Annotated in this window: 15 protein-coding genes; 12 read left to right on the plus strand and 3 right to left on the minus strand. The window is 71.4% G+C overall.

Annotation, left to right across the window (positions count from 1 at the left end; genetic code table 11):
- Positions 1–37 precede the first annotated feature (37 nt).
- Positions 38–1,486, minus strand: coding sequence for an NAD(P)H-quinone dehydrogenase (locus QQM39_RS15615; RefSeq protein WP_301997314.1), 1,449 nt, complete (start codon positions 1,484–1,486; stop codon positions 38–40).
- 96 nt (positions 1,487–1,582) lie between these two features.
- On the opposite strand from QQM39_RS15615, the gene QQM39_RS15620 reads away from it, so the two are divergent.
- The 4 genes from QQM39_RS15620 to QQM39_RS15635 all read left to right on the plus strand — a co-directional run bounded on the left by QQM39_RS15620 (position 1,583) and on the right by QQM39_RS15635 (position 6,225).
- A complete protein-coding gene (locus QQM39_RS15620) occupies positions 1,583–2,020 on the plus strand; it encodes a gamma-glutamylcyclotransferase (protein WP_301997315.1) in 438 nt (145 codons plus the stop codon).
- A gap of 141 nt (positions 2,021–2,161) precedes the next feature.
- Positions 2,162–2,986, plus strand: coding sequence for a purine-nucleoside phosphorylase (locus tag QQM39_RS15625; RefSeq protein ID WP_301997316.1), 825 nt, complete (start codon positions 2,162–2,164; stop codon positions 2,984–2,986).
- A 236-nt stretch (positions 2,987–3,222) separates the two neighbouring features.
- Positions 3,223–4,854: a phospho-sugar mutase gene (locus tag QQM39_RS15630; RefSeq protein WP_301997317.1), complete on the plus strand. Its 1,632-nt coding sequence runs from the start codon at positions 3,223–3,225 to the stop codon at positions 4,852–4,854.
- A 258-nt stretch (positions 4,855–5,112) separates the two neighbouring features.
- Complete coding sequence (locus tag QQM39_RS15635) at positions 5,113–6,225, plus strand: hypothetical protein (RefSeq protein ID WP_367669691.1); 1,113 nt, start codon at positions 5,113–5,115, stop codon at positions 6,223–6,225.
- 66 nt (positions 6,226–6,291) lie between these two features.
- Here the strand turns inward: QQM39_RS15635 and QQM39_RS15640 are convergent, their stop codons facing one another.
- The gene (locus tag QQM39_RS15640) at positions 6,292–6,993 is read right to left on the minus strand and encodes a PH domain-containing protein (protein WP_301997318.1); all 702 of its coding nucleotides are present in this window, start codon (positions 6,991–6,993) and stop codon (positions 6,292–6,294) included.
- A 113-nt stretch (positions 6,994–7,106) separates the two neighbouring features.
- On the opposite strand from QQM39_RS15640, the gene deoC reads away from it, so the two are divergent.
- From deoC to QQM39_RS15665, 5 genes are all read left to right on the plus strand, one after another.
- Positions 7,107–8,069 carry a deoxyribose-phosphate aldolase gene (gene deoC / locus QQM39_RS15645; RefSeq protein ID WP_302003596.1) on the plus strand — a complete coding sequence of 321 codons (963 nt, stop codon included), beginning with the start codon at positions 7,107–7,109 and terminating at the stop codon, positions 8,067–8,069.
- A gap of 5 nt (positions 8,070–8,074) precedes the next feature.
- Entirely contained in the window at positions 8,075–9,511 is a 1,437-nt protein-coding gene (locus tag QQM39_RS15650; RefSeq protein WP_301997319.1) for an aldehyde dehydrogenase family protein, read from the plus strand.
- On the plus strand, positions 9,504–10,409 hold the full coding sequence (locus QQM39_RS15655; RefSeq protein WP_301997320.1) for an aldehyde dehydrogenase: 906 nt from the start codon (positions 9,504–9,506) through the stop codon (positions 10,407–10,409). The genes QQM39_RS15650 and QQM39_RS15655 overlap by 8 nt, the downstream gene beginning before the upstream one ends.
- 130 nt (positions 10,410–10,539) lie before the next feature.
- On the plus strand, positions 10,540–11,244 hold the full coding sequence (locus QQM39_RS15660; protein WP_301997321.1) for a uridine kinase: 705 nt from the start codon (positions 10,540–10,542) through the stop codon (positions 11,242–11,244).
- Between the two features lie 61 nt (positions 11,245–11,305).
- A complete protein-coding gene (locus QQM39_RS15665) occupies positions 11,306–11,647 on the plus strand; it encodes a DUF6281 family protein (protein WP_301997322.1) in 342 nt (113 codons plus the stop codon).
- 180 nt (positions 11,648–11,827) lie between these two features.
- Here the strand turns inward: QQM39_RS15665 and QQM39_RS15670 are convergent, their stop codons facing one another.
- The gene (locus QQM39_RS15670; protein ID WP_301997323.1) at positions 11,828–12,574 is read right to left on the minus strand and encodes a SigE family RNA polymerase sigma factor; all 747 of its coding nucleotides are present in this window, start codon (positions 12,572–12,574) and stop codon (positions 11,828–11,830) included.
- 262 nt (positions 12,575–12,836) lie between these two features.
- Between QQM39_RS15670 and afsQ1 the strand changes: the two genes are divergently transcribed.
- Genes afsQ1 through QQM39_RS15685 form a run of 3 tightly spaced genes read left to right on the plus strand, consistent with a single transcriptional unit; the run spans position 12,837 to position 15,699 of the window.
- The gene (gene afsQ1, locus QQM39_RS15675) at positions 12,837–13,514 is read left to right on the plus strand and encodes a two-component system response regulator AfsQ1 (protein ID WP_031477770.1); all 678 of its coding nucleotides are present in this window, start codon (positions 12,837–12,839) and stop codon (positions 13,512–13,514) included.
- Complete coding sequence (locus tag QQM39_RS15680; protein WP_301997324.1) at positions 13,511–15,094, plus strand: HAMP domain-containing sensor histidine kinase; 1,584 nt, start codon at positions 13,511–13,513, stop codon at positions 15,092–15,094. Before afsQ1 ends, QQM39_RS15680 begins: the two co-directional genes overlap by 4 nt.
- The gene (locus QQM39_RS15685; RefSeq protein ID WP_301997325.1) at positions 15,091–15,699 is read left to right on the plus strand and encodes a hypothetical protein; all 609 of its coding nucleotides are present in this window, start codon (positions 15,091–15,093) and stop codon (positions 15,697–15,699) included. Before QQM39_RS15680 ends, QQM39_RS15685 begins: the two co-directional genes overlap by 4 nt.
- Positions 15,700–15,796: the final 97 nt, after the last annotated feature.

Below are 15,796 nucleotides of genomic sequence, written 5' to 3' on the forward strand. Positions count from 1 at the left end.
CAACTTCCCGTGACCAGCGGGGAGTTGGTTTCGGCCGTCAGATCTCGTCGCCGGACTTCCGTGTGTGCAGCTGCCGTGCCACCTCGGCGATCGACCCCGAAAGGGAGGGGTACACGGTGAAGGCGTTCGCGATCTGTTCGACCGTCAGATTGTTGTCGACCGCGATCGAGATCGGGTGGATCAGTTCCGAGGCGCGCGGCGCCACGACCACACCGCCGACCACGATGCCCGTACCCGGACGGCAGAAGATCTTGACGAAGCCGTCCCGGATGCCCTGCATCTTGGCGCGCGGGTTGCGCAGCAGCGGCAGCTTGACGACCCGGGCGTCGATCTTGCCCGCGTCCACGTCCGCCTGGGTGTAGCCGACGGTGGCGATCTCGGGGTCGGTGAAGACGTTGGAGGAGACGGTCTTCAGGTTGAGCGGGGCCACCGCGTCGCCGAGGAAGTGGTACATGGCGATACGTCCCTGCATCGCCGCCACCGACGCGAGGGCGAAGACACCGGTCACGTCACCGGCGGCGTACACACCCGGCGCGGTCGTCCTGGACACCTTGTCGGTCCAGATGTGACCGGACTCGCGCAGCTTGACGCCGGCCTCCTCCAGGCCCATGCCCTCGGAGTTCGGGATGGCGCCGACGGCCATGAGGCAGTGGCTGCCGCTGATGACACGCCCGTCGGCGAGGGTGACCTCCACCCGGTCGCCGACGCGCTTGGCGGCGGCGGCGCGCGAGCGGGCCATGACGTTCATGCCACGGCGCCGGAAGACGTCTTCGAGGACGGCGGCGGCGTCCGGGTCCTCACCCGGCAGCACCCGGTCCCGGGACGACACGAGGGTGACCCGCGACCCGAGCGCCTGGTAGGCGCCGGCGAACTCGGCACCGGTGACACCCGACCCGACCACGATGAGCTCCTCGGGCAGCTCGGTGAGGTCGTAGACCTGGGTCCAGTTGAGGATGCGCTCGCCGTCGGGCTGGGCGTCGGGCAGCTCGCGCGGGTGACCGCCGGTGGCGATGAGTACGGCATCGGCGACGAGGGTCTCCTCGGTGCCGTCCGCGGCCCGCACCACGACCTTGCGCGAGCCGTCGAGGGCCTGCATGCCCTCCAGCCGACCGCGCCCGCGCAGCACGCGCGCACCGGCCCGCGTGACGGAGGCGGTGATGTCGTGGGACTGCGCGAGCGCGAGCCGCTTCACACGCCGGTTGACCTTGCCCAGGTCGACGCCCACGACACGCGCGGGCGTGTCGATGTGCGGGGTGTCGTCGGCGACGATGATCCCCAGCTCCTCGTACGAGGAATCGAAGGTCGTCATCACCTCGGCCGTGGCGATGAGGGTCTTCGAGGGCACGCAGTCGGTGAGCACCGACGCCCCGCCCAGGCCGTCGCAGTCGACGACGGTCACCTCCGCGCCGAGCTGGGCGGCCACCAGGGCCGCCTCGTATCCGCCGGGTCCGCCACCGATGATCACGATCCGAGTCACGTACTCCATTGTCCCGCACGCCTCACCGTGCCACTGCCTGGGGGGCCGCCCGAGACACCACTGTTACGGGAGGGGAGGACGATTCACCTGCCGTACCCTCTGTGCATGTCGCTCTACGCCGCGTACGCCGGCAATCTCGACGCGCGGCTGATGACCCGCCGCGCCCCGCACTCGCCGCTGCGCGCCACCGGCTGGCTGAACGGGTGGCGACTGACGTTCGGGGGCGAGCAACTGGGCTGGGACGGCGCGCTGGTGACGCTCGTCGAGGAGCCGAAGGAGCAGGTCTTCGTCGCGCTGTACGACATCGCCCCGATGGACGAGGAGTCCCTGGACCGCTGGGAGGGCGTCGGCCTGGGCATCTACCGGCGGCTCCGGGTACGGGTGGACACGCTGGAGGGCGAGGAGCCGGCGTGGGTCTACGTGCTGAACGCCTACGAGGGCGGGCTGCCGTCGGCCCGCTACCTGGGCGAGCTCGCGGACGCGGCGGAGTCGGCGGGCGCACCGCACGACTACGTGATGGAGCTGCGGAAGCGCCCCTGCTGAGCATCCCCGGCCTCCCCACCCCCTCCGGCCCCTCCCGCCCCACCGGTCACAGCCCTTCGTTGGAAACGACAAGACAACGATCGCCATCCCGTGAGCTCCGTCATCTACGCGCGTAGGCCCAAACCGGCTACCCTCAGTCGCGTGAACGCATCTCTTCTTCCGGACGACATCCAGGGCGACCCCCACGCCGCCGCCGACGCCGCCGCCGCGCGCCTGCGCGAACTCACCGGCGCCGAGACCCACGACGTCGCCCTCGTGATGGGCTCCGGCTGGGCGCCGGCCGTGGGCGCCCTCGGCGCCCCCGAGGCCGAGTTCCAGGTCACCGAGCTGCCCGGGTTCCCCCCGCCGGCGGTGGAAGGGCACGGCGGCAAGATCCGCTCCTACCGGATCGGCAACAAGCGCACCCTCGTCTTCCTGGGCCGCACCCACTACTACGAGGGCCGCGGGGTGGCGGCGGTGGCCCACGGTGTCCGCACCGCCGTGGCGGCGGGCTGCAAGACGCTCGTCCTCACCAACGGCTGCGGCGGCCTGCGTGAGGGTATGCGCCCCGGCCAGCCGGTCCTGATCAGCGACCACATCAACCTCACGGCGACGTCGCCGATCGTCGGCGCGAACTTCGTCGACCTGACGGACCTGTACTCGCCGCGCCTGCGTGCCCTGTGCAAGGAGATCGACCCCACGCTGGAGGAGGGTGTCTACGCCCAGTTCCCCGGCCCGCACTACGAGACTCCGGCCGAGATCCGCATGGCCCGCGTGATCGGCGCGGACCTGGTGGGCATGTCGACGGTGCTGGAGGCCATCGCGGCGCGTGAGGCGGGCGCGGAGGTGCTGGGCATCTCGCTGGTGACGAACCTCGCGGCGGGCATGACGGGCGAGCCCCTCAACCACGAGGAGGTTCTGCAGGCCGGGCGCGACTCGGCGACGCGGATGGGGTCGCTGCTGGCGCAGGTGCTGGGGCGGCTGTAGGGCGTTCCCTCGCCCCCGCCGCCCCTACCCGTCCCGTCCCTGGGGGCCTGCGGCCCCCAGACCCCGCTAAGACGGCCCCTCCGGCGTTTGAGGAGCGGGGGTCCGGGGGGCGGAGCCCCCTGGCGGGGTCGAAAGGGCGGCGCCCCTTCAGGATGGGACGGGCAGGGGCGGCGGGGGCGAAAACACCCCTCCCCACCCGACCCGCTCCGAACGACACGAACGAGAGGTTGACCGACGTGCACGACGATCTCATCGCCCGGGCCCAGGCATGGCTTGCCGAGGACCCGGACCCGGAGACCCGCGACGAGCTCGCCAAGCTCATCGAGGCCGCGGACGTCGAAGAGCTCGCCGCACGCTTCAGCGGCACGCTCCAGTTCGGCACCGCGGGCCTCCGCGGAGAGCTCGGCGCCGGCCCCATGCGCATGAACCGCACCGTCGTCATCCGCGCCGCAGCCGGCCTCGCCGCGTACCTCAAGAAGAACGGCCACGAGAACGGCCTCGTCGTCATCGGCTACGACGCCCGCCACAAGTCGGAGGACTTCGCCCGCGACACGGCCGCCGTGATGACGGGAGCGGGCCTGCGCGCCGCCGTACTCCCCCGCCCCCTCCCCACCCCCGTCCTGGCCTACGCCATAAGGCACCTGGGCGCGGTCGCCGGAGTCGAGGTCACCGCCAGCCACAACCCGCCCCGCGACAACGGCTACAAGGTCTACCTCGGCGACGGCTCCCAGATCGTCCCGCCCGCGGACATCGACATCGCGGAGGAGATCGCCGCCGTCCCGTCCCTCACCGTCGTCCCCCGCCCCACCGAAGGCTGGGAGACCCTCGACGACAGCGTCCTCGACGCCTACCTCGCCCGCACCGACGCGGTCCTCGCCCCCGACTCCCCCCGCACCGCCCGCACCGTCTACACGGCGATGCACGGCGTCGGCAAGGACGTCCTCCTCGCCGCCTTCGCACGCGCCGGCTTCCCGCCCCCGGCCCTGGTCGCCGAGCAGGCCGACCCCGACCCGGACTTCCCCACCGTCGCCTTCCCCAACCCGGAAGAGCCCGGCGCGATGGACCTCGCCTTCGCCAAGGCCCGCGAGACCGACCCCGACCTCGTCATCGCCAACGACCCCGACGCCGACCGCTGCGCCGCGGCCGTCAGGGACGGGGATGCGTGGCGGATGCTGCGCGGCGACGAGGTGGGCGCCCTGCTCGCCGCCAACCTGGTGAACCGCGGAGCACAGGGCACCTTCGCCGAGTCGATCGTCTCCTCCTCCCTCCTCGGCCGTATCGCCGAGAAGGCGGGGCTGGCGTACGAGGAGACCCTCACCGGCTTCAAGTGGATCGCCCGGGTCGACGGCCTGCGCTACGGCTACGAGGAGGCCCTCGGCTACTGCGTCGACCCCGAGGGCGTACGCGACAAGGACGGCATCACCGCCGCCCTGCTGATCACCGAACTCGCCTCCGTGCTCAAGGCCGAGGGCCGCACGCTCCTCGACCTGCTCGACGACCTCGCAGTGGAGCACGGCCTGCACGCCACCGACCAGCTCTCGGTCCGCGTCCAGGACCTGTCGGTCATCGCGAACGCCATGCGCCGACTGCGCGAGCAGCCGCCGACCGAGCTCGCCGGCCTGGCCATCACCCGCGCCGAGGACCTCACCCAGGGCACCGAGACGCTCCCGCCCACCGACGGCCTGCGCTACACCCTCGAGGGCGCCCGCGTCATCGTGCGCCCCAGTGGCACGGAGCCCAAGCTGAAGTGCTACCTGGAGGTCGTCGTCCCGGTCGCGACCCACGCCGACCTCCCGGCCGCCCGTGCCAGGGCGACGGAGCTGCTGGAGACGATCAAGCGGGACCTGTCGTCGGCGGCAGGCATCTGAGCCGTACGCGAACCTCGGGCCGTCCTCGAAGGGGTGCCTCCATCCGGAGGCACCCCTTCGGGCGATTTCCGCAGGGCGGTTGACGCGGGCTCCACGCCCCGCCCCACCCCCCGGGCAACGGTGGAACGGAAACGCACCACCGAGTTGCCTGGAGCCGCCGCCGTGTCCACGACCGCATTCCGGCCGACACCCCGAGCGACCACCGCCCTCGGCGCCGCCCCCCACTCCGGCTCCCCGCCCCCGTCACCTCCGCGCGCGCTGCCCACCCTGCTGCACGCCCTGCGCCACGCGGCCCCCGCCCTCCTCGCCTACCTCGCCGTACGCGCCACGGGCCTGCTGCTCCTCACCGTCTGGGCCCACCGCCAACGGCACGGCGTCTGGCCGATCCTGGCGACGCAATGGGACGCCGACTGGTACCTCGGCATCGCCGACCACGGCTACGCGCGCGAACTCGGCACCGCGTACAGCGCCAACAACCTCGCCTTCTTCCCGCTCTACCCGGTCCTGGTCAAGGCGGTCGCGGCCGTCACGCCGGGCACCCGCGCCGGCACGGGCCTCGCCATCGCCGTCATCGCCTCCGTCGTCGCCGCGTGGGGCGTCTTCGCGGTCGGCGACCGGCTGCACGGCCGCCGGGTCGGCATCCTCCTCACGGTCCTGTGGGCCGCGCTCCCGGTCGGCCTGGTCCAGTGGATGGGCTACACCGAGTCCCTGTTCACGGCGCTCGCGGCCTGGTCGCTGTACGGCGTGCTCACCGGCCGCCTCCTCACCGCGGCCTGGCTCGCGGCACTCGCCGGCCTGACCCGCCCGACCGGCATCGCGGTGGCGGCGGCGGTCACGGTGACGGCCCTGTTCGCCCTGCGCCGCCGCTTCCGTCTCCGTACCCTCGCGGCCGCCGCGATCGCGCCGCTCGGCTGGTGCGGATACGTCGGCTGGGTGGGCCTGCGGCTGGGCCGCTGGGACGGTTACTTCGCCGTACAGCGGCTGTGGCGCAACGAGCTCGACGGCGGCCGCGAGACCCTGCGTGTGATGCGGCGGCTGCTGGTGTACGACCCCAGCCCCGGGCTGTTCCTGGTGATGGTGACGCTCACACTGATCGCGTCGGTGGTGTTGTTCGGGCTGTCGGTGTGGGACCGGCAGCCCCTGCCGCTGCTGGCCTTCACGGCCGTACTGCTGGCGATCGTCCTGGGCAGCGGCGGCGTCTACTTCCCCCGCGCCCGCTTCCTCCTCCCCGCCTTCCCGCTCCTGCTCCCCCTCGCCCTGCACCTGTCCCGTGCCTCCCGCCGCTACCGCACGCTGGCCCTCGCGGCGGCGGTCACGGGGTCGGCGTACTGCGGCGCGTACATGGCACTGGTGTATCCGGGCGCGCCCTGAGGAGGGCCGGTCTCCGGTCGAAGAACCTGCAACGCCGAGCGCCCGGCGACCGGCAACACCCGGCCCCTACCCCACCACCAGCAAAATCACCAGCAACAAAGCCCCCGCAACCACCGGCCCCGCCACCTCATAAGCCCACCGCACGGTCACCTCACCCTGCGCGGACTCCGCCGTCTCCCGCTGCTCCAGCAGTTCGCGCAGGTCGTCGATGACCTTGTCGGTCTCGGCCCGCGTGGGCCCCTCCGCGTCGACATCGCCTCGCGGCGCCCCGAACCCGAGCCCTCCGAACCCCATCGCCCCGCCCGCGCGGCCACCCCGCTCACCCCGCGCGGCAGCGCTCCGCTCCGCGGCCGCACGGGCCGAGCGCCGCGCCGCCTTCTTGCGGGCCCGCAGCGAGACCGGGACCGCCCAGAGCTGGAACTTGGTGCCGGACTTGGTGACGACCTCGTTCGAGTAACCGGACCGGAGTGCGGCGACCTGGCCCCAGGGCAGGACGATCACGCGGAGCGGGTTGCGGATGCGCAGTCGGTCCTCGTTGGCGTAGACGGCGGGTCGCAGGGTGAACGCGGACACCAGCGGCACGATCAGGATCAGCGCCGCGAGCGCCAGCCACTGCGTGCGCCCCTCGCCCCGCACCAGCGCGTCGCCGCCCAGCCAGAGCACGATGGCCAGCAGCGCGACACCGCCGACGATGCCCATGGGCGAGCGGAAGACGCGGTCCTTCGGCGCGGGGTCCGGCGTGGGTGACTGATGCTCCGGGGTCGTCATGAGGCCGATTCTGCCCGACGCCTCGGACAGCGCTCATACGCACCACCCCCCACACAAGATGAGCATCCGGCCTGTACAGCCGCTACGCGCGTAGATATGCTCGTCTGGTGACCATGCCCACCAATGCACTGACCGCAGCTCACGCCCTCACGGACGTGACCGCGTCCGACAGCATGCTGCGCCGCTTCCTCCACGGGCTGCCCGGCGTCGACGCGGTCGGCCTGGAGGGGCGTGCCGCGTCCCTCGGCACCCGTTCCATCAAGACGACCGCGAAGGCGTACGCCATCGACCTCGCCATCTCGATGGTCGACCTGACGACGCTGGAAGGCGCGGATACCCCGGGCAAGGTCCGGGCGCTCGGCGCCAAGGCGGTCCACCCCGACCCCACCGACCGTACGACTCCGGCGACCGCGGCCGTCTGCGTCTATCCGGACATGGTGGCCACCGCGAAGGAGGCCGTCGCCGGCTCGACCGTCAAGGTCGCCTCGGTCGCCACCGCCTTCCCGGCGGGCCGCGCCCCGCTCGCCGTGAAGCTGGCGGACGTGCGCGAGGCCGTCGCCGCCGGTGCCGACGAGATCGACATGGTCATCGACCGCGGGGCGTTCCTCGCGGGCCACTACAGGAAGGTGTACGACGAGATCGTCGCCGTGAAGGAGGCCTGCGGGACCAGCGCCCGCCTCAAGGTCATCTTCGAGACCGGCGAGCTGTCGACGTACGACAACATCCGGCGGGCGAGCTGGCTCGGCATGCTGGCGGGCGCCGACTTCATCAAGACGTCCACCGGCAAGGTCGCCGTGAACGCCACGCCCGCGAACACCCTCCTTATGCTGGAAGCGGTACGCGACTTCCGTACCCAGACCGGCATCCAGGTCGGCGTGAAGCCGGCCGGCGGCATCAGGACGACCAAGGACGCCATCAAGTTCCTCGTCCTGGTCAACGAGACCGCGGGCGAGGACTGGCTGGACAACCACTGGTTCCGCTTCGGCGCCTCCTCGCTCCTGAACGACCTGCTGATGCAGCGTCAGAAGCTGGCCACCGGCCGCTACTCCGGCCCCGACTACGTGACGGTGGACTGATCACCATGGCATCGGCATTCGAATACGCACCGGCCCCCGAGTCCCGCGCGATCGTCGACATCGCGCCCTCCTACGGCCTGTTCATCGACGGCGAGTTCACCGAGGCGGCCGACGGCAAGGTCTTCAAGACCGTCTCGCCGTCCACCGAGGAGGTCCTCTCCGAGATCGCCCAGGCCGGCGAGGCGGACGTGGACCGCGCGGTGAAGGCCGCCCGCAAGGCCTTCGAGGAGTGGTCGGCGCTGCCCGGCTCCGAGCGCGCGAAGTACCTGTTCCGTATCGCCCGGATCATCCAGGAGCGAAGCCGTGAGCTGGCGGTCCTGGAGACGCTGGACAACGGAAAGCCCATCAAGGAGACGAGGGACGCCGACCTGCCCCTCGTAGCCGCGCACTTCTTCTACTACGCAGGCTGGGCGGACAAGCTCGACCACGCGGGCTTCGGCGCGAACCCGCGCCCGCTCGGCGTCGCGGGCCAGGTCATCCCCTGGAACTTCCCGCTGTTGATGCTGGCATGGAAGATCGCTCCGGCGCTGGCAACCGGCAACACGGTGGTACTGAAGCCGGCCGAGACGACCCCGTTGAGCGCCCTCTTCTTCGCGGACATCTGCCGCCAGGCGGGCCTGCCCAAGGGTGTTGTCAACATCGTGACCGGCGACGGAAGGACGGGCGCCGCGCTCGTCGCGCACCCGGACGTCAACAAGGTCGCCTTCACCGGCTCCACGGCCGTCGGCAAGGAGATCGCCCGCACGGTCGCCGGCAGCCGCAAGAAGCTCACCCTGGAACTGGGCGGCAAGGGCGCCAACATCGTCTTCGACGACGCCCCCATCGACCAGGCCGTCGAAGGCATCGTCAACGGGATCTTCTTCAACCAGGGCCAGGTCTGCTGCGCGGGCAGCCGCCTGCTGGTCCAGGAGTCGATCCAGGACGAGCTGCTGGATGCCCTGAAACGCCGCCTGTCGACCCTGCGCCTGGGCGACCCCCTCGACAAGAACACCGACATCGGCGCGATCAACTCCGAGGAGCAGCTCACCCGCATCACCTCGCTCGTCGAGCAGGGCGAGGCGGAGGGCGCCGAGCGCTGGTCCCCGGCGTGCGAGCTGCCCGAGAGCGGCTACTGGTTCGCGCCGACGCTCTTCACGAACGTCACCCAGGCGCACCGGATCGCCCGCGACGAGATCTTCGGCCCGGTCCTGTCGGTCCTCACCTTCCGCACGCCGGACGAGGCCGTCGCCAAGGCCAACAACACCCCGTACGGCCTGTCGGCGGGCATCTGGACGGAGAAGGGTTCGCGGATCCTGGCCGTGGCCAACAAGCTCCGCGCAGGCGTCGTCTGGTCCAACACGTTCAACAAGTTCGACCCGACCTCGCCGTTCGGCGGCTACAAGGAGTCGGGCTTCGGCCGCGAGGGCGGCCGCCACGGCCTGGAGGCGTACCTCGATGTCTGAGAAGTCCGAAGCGCGGCTCAGCGTGTTCAAGACCTACAAGCTGTACGTCGGCGGGAAGTTCCCGCGTTCCGAGAGCGGCCGGGTGTACGAGGTGACGGACTCGAAGGGCAACTGGCTGGCAAACGCGCCGCTCTCCTCCCGCAAGGACGCCCGTGACGCGGTGGTCGCCGCCCGCAAGGCGTTCGGGGCGTGGTCCGGCGCGACGGCGTACAACCGCGGCCAGATCCTCTACCGCATCGCCGAGATGCTGGAGGGCCGCCGCGAGCAGTTCGTACGCGAAGTCGCCGACGCCGAGGGCCTGTCGAAGTCGAAGGCGGCGGCGCAGGTCGACGCGGCGATCGACCGGTGGGTCTGGTACGCGGGCTGGACCGACAAGATCGCCCAGGTGGTCGGCGGCGGGAACCCGGTCGCGGGCCCGTTCTTCAACCTCTCCTCCCCGGAGCCGACGGGCGTGGTGGCGGTCCTGGCCCCTCAGGAGTCGTCCTTCCTGGGCCTGGTCTCGGTCGTCGCCCCGGTGATCGCCACCGGCAACACGGCGATCGTGGTGGCCTCCGAGAAGTCCCCGCTCCCCGCCCTCTCCCTCGGCGAGGTCCTGGCCACCTCCGACCTCCCCGGCGGCGTGGTCAACGTCCTCTCCGGCCGTACGGCGGAGATCGCGACGCCGCTGGCCGCGCACCAGGACGTCAACGCGATCGACCTCGCGGGCGCCGACGAGGTGCTGGCGAAGGAGCTGGAGATCGCGGCGGCGGACAACCTGAAGCGCGTCCTGCGTCCACAGCCTGTGGACGAGGTCGACTGGGCGGCCACTCCCGGTATCGACCGCATGACGGCGTTCCTGGAGACCAAGACGGTCTGGCACCCGACGGGGTCGCTGGGCGCGTCCGGCTCGTCGTACTGAGGCCGCTGAGGCCTGCCGGGCGCTGAGACCGGAGAGCCGCGTTTCCCCTCCGTCCAGGGGAAGCGCGGCTCTCTGCCACGCCAAGCCCGTCACGTAGAGCAATCACTCCACCACGAAGGGCAGTTGGGATGTGACGCGCGCTGCAAAGCCGACCCGCGGGGTCGTTCTGCGGCCCGGCGATGCCTCACACTGGTGTCCCGTGAGTTCCCATCCGCCCATACCGACGCGAGTCGTGCTGCTCTGCGGCCCCTCCGGCTCCGGCAAGTCCCTTCTCGCCGCCCGCTCCGGTCTTCCGGTGCTGCGGCTCGACGACTTCTACAAAGAGGGCGACGACCCGACCCTGCCGCAGGTCCCCGGGAGCTCCGACATCGACTGGGACCACCCCGGCTCGTGGGACGCCGACACGGCCGTGGCGGCGATCACGGAGCTGTGCCGCACGGGCCGTACGAACGTGCCGCTGTACGACATCTCGCTCAGCGCCCGCACCGGCGAGGAGGCCGTCGAGATCGGCCGTACCCCGCTGTTCATCGCGGAGGGCATCTTCGCGGCCGAGATCGTGACCCGCTGCCGGGAACTCGGTGTGCTGGCCGACGCGCTGTGCCTGAGCCGCGGCCCGGTGAAGACCTTCCGCCGCCGCTTCGTGCGCGATCTGAAGGAGGGCCGCAAGTCGGTCCCGTTCCTCCTGCGCCGCGGCTGGCGCCTGATGCGCCTGGAACGCTCGATCATCGCCCACCAGACCGCGCTGGGCGCCCACGCCTGCGACCGGGACGAGGCCCTCGGCCGCCTCACCTCGGCCGCCGCGGGCCGCCGCCCGGCGGCGGCTCCGGCCACCTGAACGAAGCCGGCGCCTTCTCCGTCGTAGGAGCGGAACAACGGTCCCCGTGGGAAGGAAGCCGATGACGACTGCTCTGCGGACCGGCCGACGGCTGGTCATGGCGTCCCTGCTCATCGCGGCGGCCGTCGGCTGTGCGGGGTCGGGAGGCGCGTCCGAGGCGTCGTGCGCGTACCTGGTCACCTACGACAGCCGCACCTACCTGGATGTCGCGAACGTCGACTTCACCGTCGGGGAGAAGCTGGGCACGGCCACGATCCCGGAGTGCGACGACACCCCGAACACCCCCGGGGACACCGTCCCGGAGCGCACGATCACCGCGTACGAGGTCGAGGGGATGGACCCGGCCGTCACCATCGCTGTAGGCGACACGGCTGCCGAAGCGATCCTCATGCAGGTCCGCTGACCGCACAGCGAAGCGGGACTGGACGGACCCCCCGGCCCTCCAGCCCCGCTGCCGTTGTGCTCCGCCGCTTCCCCCGTGGCGGAGCACCCCCCGTTTCCCCCGTTGGTCCCCCGCGGGCCCCCCGGCCCCCGTGGGTCCCCCCCACTTGCCACCGCTCCCCCGAGCGGCCCCCCAAGACCTTCAGGCGACGAGCTCCCCGAAGGCGTCCTCCTCGTCACGGCCGAAGCTGAGGACCTCGTCCTCGCGCAGCCGGCGGAGCGACCGCCAGATGCTGGACTTCACCGTGCCGACACTGATGTCGAGGATCTCCGCGATCTCCGGGTCGGTGCGGCCCTCGTAGTAGCGGAGGACCAGCATCGTGCGCTGGAGTTCGGGCAGCCGGGCGAGCGCCTGCCACAGGACCGCGCGCAGCTCGGTGCCGCGCATCGCGTCCGTGTCGCCGGGCGTCTCCGGCAGCTCCTCGGTCGGGTATTCGTTCAGCTTGCGGCGGCGCCACGCGCTGATGTGCAGGTTGGTCATGGTGCGGCGGAGGTATCCGCCGACCGCGGCCTTGTCGCTGATCCGGTCCCAGGCCCTGTACGTCGAGAAGAGGGCGCTCTGCAGCAGATCCTCGGCCTCGAAACGGTCACCGGTCAGGTGGTAGGCGGTGGCGTACAGGGAGGCGCGGCGCTCCTGGACGTAGGCGGTGAACTCCGCCTCCGACAGCGAGCTCCGACGCTCCCCCGAGTCCTCCCTGTACGCGGCTCCCCCGTGCGTTTCCCCCGTGAAACCGTCAACCACCGTCATGTACGCGGTGTGCTGACGCCCGGTGCCGCGAGCGCACCCCCGCCCGCTCACGGCACCGGACTTCTCGGAACCCCGGCCCCCGTGCACGTCGTGCAGGCGCGTGACCACTGCGCTGGTGCTGGTGCCGTGCAGCGTGTTCATCTCGCGCCCCCCGTCGTGGACTTCCGGTGTTCTCGTTCGTCTTGCTGTCGTGCGACTTGCTGTCTTGCCTGTGCCGAAAAGCTTGCCCGGGCACCTTCATGGCCGTGTCCGCCGACTGTCACAGACCTGTCACAGGGGCCTGTGTCAGAGGTCGCCCCCAGGCGCGGGACAGTCCGGGCACAGACAAACGCGCTACGTGCGCGTAGCCGTACAGCTCGTACAGGTGTCGAAAGACCGCCCCGCATGGGCCAGAATGACCCCCGTGCCTTCCCTGTTGCTGATCGAGGACGACGACGCCATCCGCACGGCCCTGGAGCTCTCACTGACGCGCCAGGGACACCGTGTGGCCACGGCTGCCACCGGTGAGGACGGCCTGAAGCTGCTGCGTGAGCAGCGGCCGGACCTGATCGTGCTGGACGTGATGCTGCCCGGCATCGACGGCTTCGAGGTGTGCCGCCGCATCCGGCGCACCGACCAGCTGCCGATCATCCTGCTGACCGCGCGCAGCGACGACATCGACGTCGTGGTCGGACTGGAGTCCGGCGCGGACGACTATGTCGTCAAACCCGTGCAGGGCCGCGTCCTCGACGCCCGGATCCGGGCCGTGCTGCGGCGCGGGGAGCGGGAGTCCAACGACGCGGCGACCTACGGCAGCCTCGTCATCGACCGTGCGGCGATGACCGTGACGAAGAACGGCGAGGACCTCCAGCTGACCCCGACCGAGCTGCGCCTGCTGCTCGAACTGAGCCGCCGGCCGGGCCAGGCCCTGTCCCGCCAGCAACTGCTGCGCCTGGTCTGGGAGCACGACTACCTGGGCGACTCACGCCTGGTCGACGCGTGCGTCCAGCGCCTGCGCGCCAAGGTCGAGGACGTCCCCTCCTCCCCCACCCTGATCCGTACCGTGCGTGGTGTCGGCTACCGCCTGGACGCGCCTCAGTGACCAACGCGCAAGGGGGGTTCCGCGGCTGGGTCGCGGCTCGCAAGGGAGTGTGGTCGAGGCTGCGTTTCACGAGCCTGCGACTGCGCCTGGTGGTCGTTTTCGGCCTGGTGGCGCTCACGGCCGCCGTATCGGCCTCCGGGATCGCCTACTGGCTCAACCGCGAGGCGGTGCTCACGCGCACCCAGGACGCGGTGCTGCGCGACTTCGAGCAGGAGATGCAGAACCGCGCGGGCCTGCTGCCCGAGGCGCCGACGCAGGACGAACTGCAGCACACCGCCGGGCAGATGGCCAACAGCAGCCAGCGCTTCAGCGTGCTGCTGGTCGCCGACGACGCCGACGGCACTCCCGCGTACGGCTCCTCCGGCGGCCTGGACGGCTTCACGCTCGCGGACGTGCCCGCGTCACTGCGCAAGGCGGTGAACGAGAAGCAGCCGGTCGACTCCACCAACAAGTCGCAGTACCACCTGTACTGGCAGCGGATCGTGGAGGACGACCAGCCGTATCTGATCGCCGGCACCAAGGTGAACGGTGGCGGCCCGACCGGCTACATGCTCAAGTCCCTGGAGCAGGAGGCCAAGGACCTCAACTCCCTGGCCTGGTCGCTCGGCATCGCCACGGGCCTGGCGCTGATCGGCTCCGCGCTGCTGGCGCAGGCCGCCGCCACGACCGTACTGAAGCCCGTGCAGCGCCTGGGCGCCGCCGCCCGCCGGCTCGGCGAGGGCAGGCTGGACACCCGCCTCCGAGTCTCGGGGACGGACGAACTGGCCGACCTCTCCCGGACGTTCAACAACGCCGCGGAAGCTCTGGAGAAGCGGGTCGCCGACATGGCCGGGCGCGACGAGGCGTCCCGCCGCTTCGTGGCCGACATGTCGCACGAACTGCGCACCCCCCTCACCGCGATCACCGCCGTGACGGAGGTGCTGGAGGAGGAACTGGAGGCGGAGACCGGCTCCATGGACCCGATGATCGAGCCCGCCGTTCGCCTGGTCGTCAGCGAGACACGCCGCCTGAACGACCTCGTCGAGAACCTCATGGAGGTCACCCGCTTCGACGCGGGCACCGCCCGCCTGGTCCTGGACGACGTCGACGTCGCCGACCAGATCACGGCCTGCATCGACGCCCGGGCCTGGCTGGACGCGGTGGACCTGGACGCCGAGCGCGGCCTCATGGCCCGCCTGGACCCCCGCCGCCTCGACGTCATCATGGCCAACCTCATCGGCAACGCCCTCAAGCACGGCGGCTCGCCGGTCCGCGTCTCGGTCGGCGAGGCGGACGACTCGGTCGTCATCCAGGTACGCGACCACGGCCCCGGCATCCCCGAAGACGTCCTCCCCCACGTCTTCGACCGCTTCTACAAGGCCAGCGCCTCCCGCCCCCGCTCCGAGGGCAGCGGCCTCGGCCTGTCCATCGCCCTGGAGAACGCTCACATCCACGGCGGCGACATCACCGCCGCCAACTCCCCCGAAGGCGGCGCGGTGTTCACCCTGCACCTGCCCCAGGGCACGTCGAAGCCGGCGGAACAGGACGGCGACGAGAACAACGGCGAGGGCACCGACGCCACGGAGAAGGGGGACGCGTGAGGAACGTACGCCGCCTTCTGGCTCTCTCCACACTCACCGCCGCCCTGCTGACCGGATGCGGCATACGGTCCACGGAGGTCCCGACCGACTTCGGCCCCGGCCCCTCCCGCGTGCACTGCTCACTCTCCGAACCGGACGTGTCGACGCAGGCCACCCGAGGACTCCCGGTCCAGGTGTTCCTGCTCTGCGGGTCCCAGCTGGTGGCCGTCGACCGGACCGTACGCGTACCGGAAGGCACCGCGGACTCGGAGCGACGCGTCCTCGTGGCCCAGGGCCTCCTGGACGAACTGGAGGCAACGCCGTCGGCCGACGAGAAGGAGGCCGGCTACACCACGGACGTCCGCGGCGCCATGAGCGTGAGCAGCCCACGCGCCGACGACCCCGACGAGGCACTGCGCCTGAGCACACCCCCCAACGACCTCACCTCATACGCGCTCGCCCAGATCGTCTGCACATTCTCGGACTCGACGGCAGCCGAGGGCGACGGCTCGGTAATCCTCGGCGGCCCCGACGAAGACCCCCTACGCCGCTACGAGTGCACGGACGAGGTCCGCACCCGCCCCGGCAGCAACGAGCCCCCGTCGACCGAGGTCACAGACGGCTGAACCATGACGCACCCCCACGGCGCCGCACCCGCGTACGGCGGCAAGGGGACGTGCCGGGGGTGTCCGCCCGCAGGGTCGGGCGTCAAGAAACAGCACC

This window comes from Streptomyces sp. DT2A-34, from assembly GCF_030499515.1.
Classification (GTDB): domain Bacteria; phylum Actinomycetota; class Actinomycetes; order Streptomycetales; family Streptomycetaceae; genus Streptomyces.